The organism is Pollutimonas harenae (assembly GCF_004153685.1).
GTDB classification, from domain to species: domain Bacteria; phylum Pseudomonadota; class Gammaproteobacteria; order Burkholderiales; family Burkholderiaceae_B; genus Pusillimonas_C; species Pusillimonas_C harenae.
In genome coordinates this window covers 597,620-610,642 of the sequence record NZ_SDQD01000002.1, presented here as the reverse complement: position 1 = coordinate 610,642, position 13,023 = coordinate 597,620, and the positions used below count along the sequence as shown (strand labels likewise).

Sequence of the window (13,023 nt, the reverse complement as noted above, 5' to 3'; positions counted from 1 at the left end):
TGATGATTGCCGCTAAAGTGTAGCTGAGAACTTATTGCACCGTTGCGCCGGCAGCCCCCCACCCTTCCCGCAATCTCCACAAACGCAACGCCATATGGATGTCCAGAACACGACCTGCTTCGTGCCAATCGCCCAGGACGGTATCGATCGCTTCGAGGCGCTGCCTGAAGGTATTGATATGTATTTGCAACATATCGGCAGCCAGCCTGGCATTATGACCATGATCCAGATAGGCGAGCAGCGTCCTGGCCAGCACCATGCTGCGGGCATCCCCAGGCCGATAAAGCGTACGCAGGCTGCTGCGCAGCAAACTATCCAGGTCTTGCTGTGAGGCAGCAGCAAACAGTGAGGCATACAGACTCAGATCCCGCTCCTGCAGCACCGCACCATCGCGCCCCAGTTTTATGCATAGATCAAGATTCCGTACGCTGGCTTGAAATGCCTCCGGCAAGCCCGCCGGATCAAGCACAGGATCGGAAACCACCGCCCAATAACGGCCATTCATCTCGCTCAGATACCGTGACAGCATGGTTTGCAAGCCTGGCAAGGCAGCCGGATGAGCAAGAGCCACCAGCGCCTCGCCCACGTGGTCCAGCAATATACCCGGCATACCCGAACGGCGGCGCAGCTGCTTGATGATGTGATCGGCCCCGAGTTTTTCGTGACGCAACTGCAGCAGCCTTACCGGCTGAGCCAGGTCCAACCCCAATGTCGAAGCCTGCAGAGTCAGTTTTCTTAGCTGCCCCTGTGGCCTGTGCAGCAAGCCTCGCACGACGACAGGGATGTCTGTCAGGATGGAAAATTCCCGCCTTTCCCTGAGCAGCAGTACCACACCGGCTACGGTAGCGCTGCGCTCGAAAATACGCACCGCTACCTCGTGAAGGTCGGCTCGGGTATGAATAATCAAGCCGCCCAGCAAACCGCTGCCACCCACTGCGGCACACACACGGCACACGTGCCCTGGTAAAGAAAAAGCCAGGGCCGAACGGCCTGATCGCCGGCTTTCGTCGAGGGCGGCGTGCAACTCATCATGCATTTGGGTCAAAAGCTTGTCTGCATTATTGGCCAAATCTGCAAAGACCTGCCTATCGCCTGAATCACAAATCGTGAACTCAGCCTCATCACAAACCGCTACATGCCCCTCCAGGCGTTCAGCCACCATCAGGCAGATATCACGCAGCTCACCACCTCTCGAGACCAGCGCCGTCAATTGCTCGTGTGCTTCGGCCGCCGCGCGAGTGTCATTGGTTTGACGTGTCAGCAAGGCATTGGCTGCGCTCGCTTGCTGCAAAGCCAACTGGGCCTGCTCAAATAGCCTGGCATTGCCAATGGCCACCGAGGCATGGGCTGCCAGAGTGGAAAGTATGGACATCTCCCAGGCAATATAAGCACGCACGTAGCGGTCGCCCACAAACAATACGCCTATGACCTGCCCGCCCGCCAGCAAGGGCACACCCAGTATGGACTTGATGTTTTCATCGAGCACGGCAGTATCGACGTGGCGAGTATGAATGAAGCGCTCATCGAACTCATAGTCGGCCGAGGTATATGGCGTGCGGTTACGCGCAACGAAGCCGCAAATACCCACATCGTGGCCAATGCGGATCTGCTTGAATTTTTCTGAAAAAGCACCATCAGTCGCCCTGACGTAGAAGTCGCCGCGCTGCGGGTCGTAAATCGACAGATAGCCCACATCGCAACCCACCAGCTTGCGCGCACGCTGCACGATGGCCTGCAAGACCCGGTCCAGGTCGGTGATTGCGGTAAGGTCCTGGGCGGTTTCAATCAAGGCCAGCAAGCCCCGTTCGCGCAATTGGTGCTGCTCGAAACGCTCCTTCAGAGCGATACCGGCCTTCAGGCTGGCAATCTGTTGGGCCTGTCCGGGCGCAGAGGGCTGCGCACGCACCTCATCGAGCAGCCGGATCAAGTCTTGCCGCTGGGCGTCCTGGTTCAACAAACGCAGTATGGTTACCTCGATGGCCTCGGAGCCGGCCTCGCAAGGCGAAACGCGGGCTTGGCGTAGTTCCATGGTGAAACACTCCATGAACAAACACTAATTATTAATTTTTATGTGTACTTTTCACATAGGAATTAACACTGACTCTTCCTATACTTTCCTGACCTCCTTCTATCGACTTCACATCAAGCCATCATGACTCTCGACTCTTCCCTGCCCAAGTTCCGCACGCTTACGCCCGCCGACCGGCTGGAACACCTGGCTCAAAAACTGCCATTGAGCAAGGATGATCTCCGCCTGGTGGCCGAGCCTGGTGCCCTGCCGCTGGAAACCGCCGACAGCATGATAGAAAACGTAATCGGCAAGTTCGAGCTGCCCTATGCGGTAGCAGGCTACTTTCAGATCAATGGAAAAGACGTGCTGGTCCCCATGGCGGTCGAAGAGCCATCGGTCGTTGCTGCCGCCTCTTATATGGCCAAGCTGGTGCGCGCAAACGGCGGCTTCCACACCTCCAGCTCCGGACCCATCATGCGTGCCCAGGTCCAGATCATGAATCTTCAGGACCCCTACGGCGCCCGGCATGCCATTTTGCAGCAACACCAGGACATCATTGATATCGCCAACAGCCGGGACAAGGTATTGCTGGGGCTGGGCGGTGGATGCAAGGATATCGAAGTGCATGTGTTTCCCGATACCGCGCGAGGTGCCATGGTCGTCGTCCACCTGATTGTCGATGTCCGCGATGCCATGGGTGCCAACACGGTCAATACCATGGCCGAAGCCGTGGCCGGACGCTTGGAGCAGATTACCGGTGGCCGCGTCAGATTACGCATTCTGTCCAATCTTGCCGACTTGCGCTTGGCGCGCGCCCATCTGCGACTCACTCCTGAACTGCTGCAAACCAGCGAATACAGCGGGGTTGACGTCATAAACGGCATTGTCGATGCCTACGAATTCGCGGCGGTAGACCCCTACCGCGCCGCCACGCACAACAAAGGCATCATGAACGGCATAGACCCCATCGTCGTCGCTACCGGCAACGACTGGCGGGCGGTCGAAGCCGGTGCACACGCCTATGCCTGTCGCAGCGGCCACTACACCTCGCTCAGCACCTGGGAAATCGCCGGCAATGGCGACCTGGTCGGCACGCTGGAAATGCCCATGCCTCTCGGGCTGGTGGGCGGTGCCACCAAAACCCATCCGCTTGCACAGCTGTCCCTGAAAATCCTGAATGTCGCCAGCGCCCAGGAACTCGCTGAAATTTCCGTGGCGGTGGGCCTGGCACAGAACCTGGCCGCCCTCAGGGCGTTATCCACCGAAGGCATACAGCGCGGACACATGGCCTTGCATGCTCGCAATATCGCGCTGCTGGCCGGCGCCAAAGGCGACGACATTGCCTGGGTGGCTCAAAAAATGGTCGAAGCCCGGGATGTCCGGGCCGATCTGGCAACAGAACTACTACAAAAGAAATCCACACTTAACGGAGACAACGCATGAAGAAACTACTCAAGTATTCCAGCCTGATGGCACTAGTGCTGGCCGGCCTGACCGGCACGGCACAGGCACAAGGCAGCGATACAGTGCGTATCGGCTTTATTACCGACATGTCGGGGCCTTACGCCGATACAGACGGTTCAGGTGGCCTGGAAGCCGTACGCATGGCCGTCCAGGATGCCGGCGGCACCGTGCTGGGCAAGAAAATCGAGGTGCTTTCGGCCGACCACCAGAACAAGCCTGAAATCGCTGCCGCACGCGCTCGCGAATGGATAGACCAGGACGGTTTGTCCTTGCTGATTGGCGGTGTGAACTCGGCGGCCGGGCTGGCCATGAACACTATCGTTGCCGAAAAACACATTCCCTATATCAATATCGGCGCAGCCACAGCACGCCTCACCAACGAAGACTGCACACCCTACACTATTCATTACGAATACGACACCGTAGCGCTGGCCAAGGGAACGGGCTCGGCTGTGATCAAGCAAGGTGGAAAATCATGGTATTTCCTGGTGGCCGACTACGCTTTCGGCCACTCGCTTGAAGCAGACACCAGTGCCGTGGTCAAAAATCAGGGCGGCACGGTGGTCGGCTCAGTCAGACATCCGCCCTTCTCACCCGATATGTCGTCGTACATTCTGCAGGCCGCCGCATCCGGCGCCGATGTATTGGGCCTGGCCAATGCCGGCTCCGACACCATCAACTCCATCAAGGCTGCCAACGATTTCGGCCTGGTCGACAAAATGAAGCTGGTGGGCCTGCTGATGACCATCAACGACATCCACGGTCTAGGACTGCCCGTTGCACAGAAGCTGCTCATGACCGACAGCTGGTACTGGGACAAGAACGAAGCCTCACGCGAATTCTCGGAGCGCTTCTATAAAAAGATGAACAAAATGCCCAGCACCCACCAAGTGGCTGCCTATTCCGCCACATCGACCTATCTGAAAGCCGTCAAAGCCGTGGGCAGCACAGACTCCGATGCCATCATGGCCGAACTCAAGAAGATGAAAATCGACGACGTATACACTAAAGGCTATATACGCGCTGATGGCCGCTACATTCATGACATGTATCTGATGCAGGTCAAGACACCCGCAGAGTCGACCAAACCATGGGACTATATGAAAATTGTGGCCACCATACCCGGCGAGGAAGCCTTCACGACCGTAGAAGACTCCAAATGCAGCCTGCTTAAAAAATAGTCTGTAAAAATCAAGCCAGCTACACATCGGCCTCGACCAAGCAGCGTCGGGGCCGATGGACTAAAATCAAACGCCCGATTCACGGGCGTTTTGTTTATTCAACTATCCACGCTTGCATACAAGCGGAGTCTGCAGCTTATGGCCGTCTTCACCCCCGTCAGCGAACGCGACGCACAGCAATTGCTGAACCACTACACCCTGGGCGAACTCGTTTCCCTGCGCGGCATTACAGCCGGCATCGAAAATACCAATTATTTTCTGACAACAACCCAGGGTGAATATGTTCTGACACTGTTCGAAGTCCTGAGCCACGAGCAACTGCCGTTCTATATAGAACTGATGCATCACCTGGCTACGCATGGTGTACCAGTGCCCGAACCCCAAACCTTGCGCGACGGCACACGTCTGACGACTTTGCACGACAAGCCCTGCGCCATCGTCAGTCGCCTGTCCGGTGGCTACGAACCTGAACCCGGCACCGCTCATTGTGCGCTGGCAGGCCGGACCCTGGCTCAGGCTCACTTGGCTGGCCGCAGCTTCAGCATCGCACAGCCCAATTTGCGCGGCCTGCCTTGGTGGCAGGAAACCATACCTAAAGTACTGCCCTTCCTGTCCACGTCCCAAGCCACCCTCATCACCGAGGTCCTTGAAGAGCAAACGCGTTTTGCCCAGAGTGATACCTACCAGGCCTTGCCTTACGGACCGGCACACTGCGACCTGTTTCGCGACAATGTGCTGTTCGATGGTACCTTCGACATGCCGCGTATGGGCGGTATCATTGATTTCTATTTCGCTGGTTGCGATACTTGGTTGTTCGACGTGGCCGTCAGTGTGAACGACTGGTGCATTCATCGCAATACTGGTGTGCTCCAGCACGACAAGCTGCAAGCCTGGCTGAATGCCTATGCCGAGGTCAGACCTTTTACCGAAGCAGAAAAACACGCCTGGCCCGTATTGCTGCAGGCGGCCGCATTACGCTTCTGGGTGTCCAGGCTATACGATTTCTATCTGCCCAGGCCGGCCCAGACGCTCAAGCCCCACGACCCACGTCATTTCGAACTCATATTGCAAGAGCGCCGCAACACACCAGCACCGGCTCTATAGGAAACAAGATTCACCATGCAAGCTGCCTCACTTCCCATCACCTCCGGCTGGCTCTGGATACAAAACGGCTTCCAGCTGTTCAAGCGCCAGCCCATGGCCATGTTCTTCTGGAGCCTGATGACGGGATTTCTGATCAGCGTCAGCTATCTGATTCCGCTGTTCGGCCAAATGTTGCTGATAGCCGGCACGCCCATACTGACCTTTATCACGCTGTCGGCCTGCCGCAATATCGCCAATGGCAAACCCATGCTGCTGAACATGTGGCTCGAGCCGCTGCACGACCGGGACACCCGTCGGCGCCTGCTGGCCCTGGGTCTCGCCTACCTGATCTTTTGCCTGGCCGGCGGGTTCTTCGCCACTCTGCCTTTTCTTGATAGCCTGATGAGCGCCATCGATGTTGACGGTGCAATCGATGAAACCGCCCTGATCTCTGCCATGCGCGGCCCCTTCATTACTTTCGGCCTGCTGTACGTGATCATCTCCGCCCTGTTCTGGCATGCACCCGCACTGATAGGCTGGCACCGCATCAAAATGTCGCAGGCGCTGTTCTTTTCAATGGTGGCATGCTGGCGCAACAAACTGCCTTTCCTGGCCTACGGCGCCAGTTGGGCCGCCATTTTCTTTGCCATTCAAATGGTAGGATCGTTTGTGACCTCGTTGGGCGTATCGCCCGGCACCGTGCAAATATTGCTGACGCCTGTCAACATTATTGTGGCGGCCGTGCTGTATTGCAGCTTTTATCCTGCCTACTTCAGCGTGTTCGGTGCCAACTACGCGGCCGAAGACTGAGCCCGAAATCCTGTTTTGTTGGCCAAGCAAGCGCTTGGTCGAGCAATACATCAGCAGCCGGAAAAAGAAGATATCGGACTTAAGTTGATGTCAGGGCAGCGTAAATGGCCTGCCTGAAATCAGGATGGGCATCGCAATAGCCACCGGGCAGCTCTACTACGGCAGCACCAACGGGGCAACAGGCAAGTCGCCAGGGTGCTAGGTGGTGCCGTTGCGCCAGCACCCGATGGTATTTATCCAGAAAAACCACATCAATAGGATAAGACAAGCCAATTGTATGTATGGCGCGGCAAGGAGCAATGTATAGGCCTGTATGCGGCGACAAACCATTGTACGCGTGCAAACCACGCAATCGTGCCCAGAAGCTTGTTGCCTTGTAGAGTTTCAAGGTGCACATGAGGAAGAGAAATCGCGCAGCGTGGTCCGGATGTGCCTGGTCATGAGTCAAAGGCCAGCAACTTGATCACTATGGGAAACCCGATGATAAGAAACGTGCAGGGAAAAATACAGAAAACCATGGGAAACAACATTTTCACAGGCGCCTCAAGCGCCAGTTTTTCTGCACGTAAAAACCGCTCGACCCGACGCTGCTCCGACTGCGAGCGCAGCAAGGGTCCCAGGTTCATACCCAATTGGTCAGCCTGAGCCAGCGCTGTCACCAGACTCTGTACAGCGGGTACTCCGCAGCGTTGAGCCAATTTCTGCAAGGCCTGTACTCTAGGGACACCTGCACGCATATCTGCCAGCGCATGCCGAAGCTCACCCCGCAAAGGCCCTTCCGGCCCGTGCTGAGCAGCCTGTTGCAAGGCGCCATGCAAATTCAGGCCTGCCTCGACACAAAGGGTGGTCATATCCAGCAAGAAGGGAAACTCACGCAACATTTGCAGTTGCCGCTGACGTGCCAGGCTGCGCAGCCAATAGCGCGGCCACAGCATACCTACCAGACCTACAAGCAGACATGGCAGCACTATATGAGTCAGACGGGACACGCCACTGGCTTGCAGTGTCAGCGCTGAAACCAGCGTCAGTGTGAACAGGCCGAACAGTTGCATGGCGACGATATGCTCGGGCAAGCACCACTGCCCTAGCCCTGCTGTCAACAAGCGTTGACTCAGACCTCGCCGCATGCGCCATGAAACAAAAGGCTGGCATACAGGTGTCAGTGCGAGTATCCAGGGCCAGCTCAAATGCAGCAGCAGTCGGCCGGGCATATGATGCATCTGCCCTTTTTTCTGCAGGAGCGGCCGCGTAAACACCCACACCAGCAAATACAGTGACAGCCCGGCGGCCAGGCAACTGATCCAGAAAAACATATATCCTCCTGGCGTATGAGGTGATTAAGCAAAACGGATCGTGTGCATGACGGTGGAGTGCTGCCCGAGTCCATGCACCAGAACTCAAGCTCACCAGCAACCCAAACAGGACACTACACCTGGATGGCAACAATACGGCGTATGAACCATATACCAACGACTTCCATCACAACCACGGTAGCTAATACTGACCAGCCTGCAGGAGTTTTCCATAGCGCCTGCATGGCATCCGGATCCAGATAATGCAACACAATGGCCAGTATCGGTGGCAAACCAGCCATAATCCAGGCCTGCAACCGCCCTTGCGACGTCAGGGCCTGTACACGGTCGAGAAGACGCAAGCGAGCCCGTAGCGTGGCGGCGATGCCTTCCAGCGTTTCCGCAAGATTGCCGCCACTCTGTGCCGCTATGGTCAGCGCTGACACAACCAGACCGGTGCCTTCAAAAGGCATACGGCGATATAAGTCTGCCAAGGCTTGCTCAAAACCGACACCCATGCGCTGCTGACGGAGAATCAGTCCGAACTCCTGAGACAACGGCGCTGGTGACTGAGCCACAATATGCCTCAAGGCAGACTGCAGACCGGCCCCAGCACGCAAGGCACCCGCCAATGCCTGCAGCAGGTCAGGGAGTTGCTCATCAAAACGGCGTACACGCCGCTTTCTCAATCGGCCTATGCCGTACTGGGGTAGCAGCAAGCTGATGACACCCGAGAGTACGGCCCATGCCACGCCACCGGTCAGGCCATACACGACGGCGATCAGCACTGTACATAAACTGAGGTTTGCCATCCAGAGCTGCGCCGGATCCACGAACAGGAAAAATTCATCCAGCCGTTCGCTGGTTTGCCGCTGGAATGCTCGTTGATAGCGTACATACGCCTTACTCAGCCATTTTTGCAAGAACCAGCAGCACACGCCAAACAAAATAGTTGTGCTTAACAGGAAAAAAAATATTGTCATGCTTGTTTTCAGCCAGGACTTTGCGCCGCCTTAGCCTGCATCCAATTGGTTACGAATCAGCTCGGTACGTCGATCGAACAGTGCTGTCTGCAGCGCAGCGGCACCCATCTCGTCCATAAAACACTCAGGGATCACACCGCAACCCACAAATGCTGGAATCGGCGACTGCACATACCTGAAAAGCTCTTGTGTTTGTATACGACCACTTTCCATGCCGGTGATTTCGACGATGGATGTGATCAAACGACGGCCATTACTCAAACGCGCCTGTTGCACGATGAAATGTATGCTGGCGGCGATATGTTCACGCACGACAGCCAGGGGTAGATCCATCCCCGCCATCAATATCATGGTCTCCAGCCTGGCCAGCGCATCGCGCGGACTATTTGCATGCAAGGTAGTCAATGAGCCTTCATGGCCAGTGTTCATCGCCGCCAGCATATCGAATGCCTCGCCGCCCCGGCACTCACCGACCACGATACGATCGGGACGCATGCGCAAGGCATTGCGCACAAGATCACGAATAGCAATAGCGCCCCGCCCCTCCAGATTGGCCGGTCGCGACTCCAGCGCAACCAGATGCGAGTGCTCCAGCTTGAGTTCGGCGGCATCCTCTATGGTGACGATGCGCTCACCTGAAGGAATGCAGTTCGACAGCACGTTAAGCAAAGTTGTTTTGCCCGAGCCCGTGCCGCCAGAGACAATGATATTTTTCTTGCTGCGCACGCTTTCTGCCAGAAAGATCTGCATCGCTTCGTCAAAGGCCTCGAGGCGCAAGAGATCATCCATATCCGGACGCTTTTGTGGAAACTTACGTATGGTCAGACTGCTGCCACGCAACGCTACGGGGGCCAGCACAGCATTGACCCGAGAGCCATCACGCAAGCGCGCATCGACCATAGGAGAACTTTCGTCTATGCGTCGACCCAACGGAGAAACAATACGATCAATAACACCCAGCACTGCTTGTTCGCTGCTGAATACTGCACTATGCCGCGTGAGCTTCCCATTGATCTCGACAAATATTTCATCATGACGATTGACCATGATTTCGGTGACCGCCTGATCCGCCAGCAAGGGTTCCAAAGGCCCCAGGCCCACAGCCTCATTAACGACTTCCAGCAATAACGCCGACCGGTCGATATAGGGTGGAAGCTCGGTATCGGCAGAGATAATATCCCCTAACGCGGCAGAGGCTTCACTGCGCAGAGCGTCATCAGTCATGCTGGCAATATCGCGGCGTCTTAGATTCAGCGCCTCCAGCAAGGCCGCATGCAGCCGACGCCGATGAAATAACAATACGCTCAGCACACCTTCTTTACCGGCAGAATTGCTGTCATGATCAACTGAGCCGCCCTGCACTACAGTCGGTTGATGGGTCGTTGGGATACCGTCTTGCAATAATGGCTGGACCGCACTTATACCCATGCCCGCTCCGTTCACACGCGTCGCGGATTCAGTTGCTGCAACACACTGCTTATTCATGGTCAGGCGTATGAGACACGGACCGATAAGTATTTCATCGCCCTGTTGCAAAGGCCCATATTCGGCCACGCGCCGGCCATTCACCAAGGTGCCACCCAAGGAACCAAAATCTTCTAGAAACAAACCCGCCTGCCGGCGTTCAATGCGTGCATGCCGCTTACCAACCCGCCACGCCTTCAGGCGCAAGTGACTGTCTGGCCCGCGACCGATCTCGAGCGGAAGAGCGTAGCATGCCACCTGAACCTGACCATCCTCAAAACGTAGTTCCATATCCAGCATCACACTACTCCATGAAAACAGATCAATTGCCGCTGGCCTTGTCCACTTGCGGTAAAAAGGACTCGGGTATTTCTTGCGACCATTGCGACCCTGGGCCTTGCCATGGATCCCACAAGGCTTGTCCATCAGAGGAGATAGGCTCAGGAAACAATGCCACTGAAGCGTTGATCATGGGTGCTTGCGGAAAGGCATTTTGAAGTATCTCTTGCCCTTGTTGAACTCGACGGGCCATTCCTGGATGATCAGCGCCGACCAGTACCGGTGTCACAAAGATGGCCAATTCGGTTTCATGACGCTGGAACCGGCTGGATTTGAACAGCTCGCCAAGAATGGGGATGTCACCCAGGCCCGGCACCTTGTCGACGTTATGTGCTGCCTCGCGGGAAAGAAAACCTGCCAGAACCAGTGTTTGCCCTGAGCGTACATTGAACTCTGTTGCCGCACGCCGGGTCTTCAAGGATGGTCCATTAGGTACAGACAAAGCGCTATCAACGGAACTGACTTCGACCTCGATGCGGGACCGTACCGCTCCGTTGCGTTCGATCTGGGGGGTAATGCGCAAGGAAACACCGTAGGGTTTGAAGGCAGTGTTGGTATTTCCATTGGCATCCACGGTCGAATAAGGCACTTCGCCACCGGCCAGGAACTCTGCAGTCGCGCCGCTGCGGGCCAACAATTGCGGCTGAGCCAGTACCACCGCAGTGCCTTTCTGAGCCATGGCGTTGATACGTGCCGACAGCAAGGCACTTGCTCCAAAGTAGCCAGCAGCCATAGTGGCCGGAAATCCTATTGGCATGATTGATTCGCCGGGACGGCCATCCAGCCTTTTGCTACCTGTATCCCAGGCCAGGCCAGCGTTGAGTCCACCATCGCTCACAGTACTCCAGCGCAAGCCCAGCTCCTGCAGCTGTATGCGCGGAACCTCGACCACCTGGACATCAAGCAACACCATGCGATCCCATCCCACCTGGCCAGTGAAATCAAGCAGTTGCGGGTAATGCTTTGCCAATTCGGCGATGCGCTCGCGATCACGGTCGGAAAGATCGTCGCCCTCTACCAACAGCTTGTCACCCACAACGGAGAGTTGTGCGTGTGGCACACGTTCGAGAACGCTACGCAGTTCTTGCTGTACTTGTCGCAAACCTTCTGGCGCAACCTCGATTTGATACTGCCAGCGCTGGCCGTCGGCTGACCAGATCTGCAAGGCAGTAGAACCTTCGTGCCGGGCAAACACAATAACCTCTTTTTCGTCGGTAGCTACCGCATTGACGATATGGCCGTCGCCGACCGCCACACGAGCGACGTCTGGAATACCCAGAACCTTGACTTCACCCACTTGCAGGCTCAGCATAACTTCTTGCGAAGGAGCGGCATTGCCATACTGCATCAGCAGCATAAGGCAATATCCGAGCATTAACTTGCGTACATTCATGCGTGCAGCCCTATTCTTCCTTCACATTCAGACCTGCCAGGTCTGGAGGAAAATCTTGCGCTTGAGAAGCTTGAAGCATCTGACGCTCCATCGCAGCGAGCATCCAGGCACTGACAAGGTCTTGTGAACCCGGAAGGTTAAATAAACCGCTGGTCTGCGGCGATGTGGATGTTGCGGGCTTAAGCCTGGACACACTGCGTACCGATTGATTGCCATAGATCACCTGAGCTTTTCTGTTGAATGCGGGAGGCTTGCGGCTTACCCCCAGCAAACTTGCCAAGTCGCCCCGCACTGCTTTCTGGCTTGCATCCATATCTTGAGGCGGACGCAGGACGGCGGTGATTGTTCCGCCGTGCCGAGCGGCAACCAGCTTGACAGCATCTTCCGGCGATGCATCGAGCGTTACCGTGGCATAGGAAGCCCTGGGCGTATGACCGACATCTTGAACAAATTGCGTGTTGTTATCGGTAGCAAGTACCAGCACCCCCTGCAACAATGGGGCGGTAATATGACGACGCTGATACTCAAAAGACACATAAAGATCGATCAGGTCGCCTGGCTGCAGCAAGCCGGAAACTGAATTGATGGCATCAACCGGCATAGAAATAGCCCGTCTGCCGGTCGACAAATGACTAGAAAAGGCTGCATGTTCCTGCACTGCCGTATGAACTTGAAGCACGGCATCGCCACCTCGCAACGGGGCACGCAGCACCGTTCCTGTCAGTTCGCCAAAACGGCCTGGCGTAAGACTATCGCTCGACACCACGTTCGCAGGAAAATCACGCAGAGCAAGATGCTCTGATCCCAGACGTGTGCCGGCTGGCAGATCATACGCGGCGACGATTCTTTTTACGGTTGGCGTGCGCGCTTGCTCCTCAAGTAACTGGACTTTGCCCTCAATATGCTGCTTGGCCGCCCAGGCAGCGGCTAGTCCTGCAATACCCGCCAGCAACAACATGGCCAGCGATCGGTTAAATACCGGCAAACGCATTTTTTAAAGCCC

The 13,023-nt window shown here is 56.2% G+C and carries 11 protein-coding genes; 4 read left to right on the top strand and 7 right to left on the bottom strand.

What is annotated here, in order from left to right; genetic code table 11:
* Positions 1–31: 31 nt before the first annotated feature.
* A complete protein-coding gene (locus ERD84_RS09700; RefSeq protein WP_167667382.1) occupies positions 32–2,029 on the bottom strand; it encodes a helix-turn-helix domain-containing protein in 1,998 nt (665 codons plus the stop codon).
* A 123-nt stretch (positions 2,030–2,152) separates the two neighbouring features.
* On the opposite strand from ERD84_RS09700, the gene ERD84_RS09695 reads away from it, so the two are divergent.
* The 4 genes from ERD84_RS09695 (at position 2,153) to ERD84_RS09680 (ending at position 6,549) form a co-directional block, all read left to right on the top strand.
* Positions 2,153–3,454 (top strand): hydroxymethylglutaryl-CoA reductase, degradative, encoded by a 1,302-nt coding sequence (locus ERD84_RS09695; RefSeq protein WP_130039412.1) that lies wholly within the window; start codon positions 2,153–2,155, stop codon positions 3,452–3,454.
* The gene (locus ERD84_RS09690; protein ID WP_130039411.1) at positions 3,451–4,656 is read left to right on the top strand and encodes an ABC transporter substrate-binding protein; all 1,206 of its coding nucleotides are present in this window, start codon (positions 3,451–3,453) and stop codon (positions 4,654–4,656) included. Before ERD84_RS09695 ends, ERD84_RS09690 begins: the two co-directional genes overlap by 4 nt.
* 138 nt (positions 4,657–4,794) lie before the next feature.
* On the top strand, positions 4,795–5,760 hold the full coding sequence (locus ERD84_RS09685) for a homoserine kinase (protein ID WP_130039410.1): 966 nt from the start codon (positions 4,795–4,797) through the stop codon (positions 5,758–5,760).
* A gap of 15 nt (positions 5,761–5,775) precedes the next feature.
* Positions 5,776–6,549, top strand: coding sequence for a BPSS1780 family membrane protein (locus ERD84_RS09680; protein ID WP_130039409.1), 774 nt, complete (start codon positions 5,776–5,778; stop codon positions 6,547–6,549).
* A 79-nt stretch (positions 6,550–6,628) separates the two neighbouring features.
* Here the strand turns inward: ERD84_RS09680 and ERD84_RS16175 are convergent, their stop codons facing one another.
* From ERD84_RS16175 to cpaB, 6 genes are all read right to left on the bottom strand, one after another.
* The gene (locus tag ERD84_RS16175; RefSeq protein WP_130039408.1) at positions 6,629–6,946 is read right to left on the bottom strand and encodes a DUF192 domain-containing protein; all 318 of its coding nucleotides are present in this window, start codon (positions 6,944–6,946) and stop codon (positions 6,629–6,631) included.
* Positions 6,947–6,986: 40 nt separating this feature from the next.
* On the bottom strand, positions 6,987–7,862 hold the full coding sequence (locus ERD84_RS09670) for a type II secretion system F family protein (protein WP_130039407.1): 876 nt from the start codon (positions 7,860–7,862) through the stop codon (positions 6,987–6,989).
* A gap of 113 nt (positions 7,863–7,975) precedes the next feature.
* Positions 7,976–8,824, bottom strand: a complete 849-nt coding sequence (locus tag ERD84_RS09665) for a type II secretion system F family protein (protein WP_130039406.1) — start codon at positions 8,822–8,824, stop codon at positions 7,976–7,978.
* A gap of 30 nt (positions 8,825–8,854) precedes the next feature.
* The gene (locus ERD84_RS09660) at positions 8,855–10,588 is read right to left on the bottom strand and encodes a TadA family conjugal transfer-associated ATPase (RefSeq protein WP_130039405.1); all 1,734 of its coding nucleotides are present in this window, start codon (positions 10,586–10,588) and stop codon (positions 8,855–8,857) included.
* A 22-nt stretch (positions 10,589–10,610) separates the two neighbouring features.
* The gene (locus tag ERD84_RS09655) at positions 10,611–11,984 is read right to left on the bottom strand and encodes a type II and III secretion system protein family protein (protein WP_245150661.1); all 1,374 of its coding nucleotides are present in this window, start codon (positions 11,982–11,984) and stop codon (positions 10,611–10,613) included.
* A gap of 46 nt (positions 11,985–12,030) precedes the next feature.
* A complete protein-coding gene (cpaB, locus tag ERD84_RS09650) occupies positions 12,031–13,011 on the bottom strand; it encodes a Flp pilus assembly protein CpaB (RefSeq protein WP_130039403.1) in 981 nt (326 codons plus the stop codon).
* Positions 13,012–13,023: the final 12 nt, after the last annotated feature.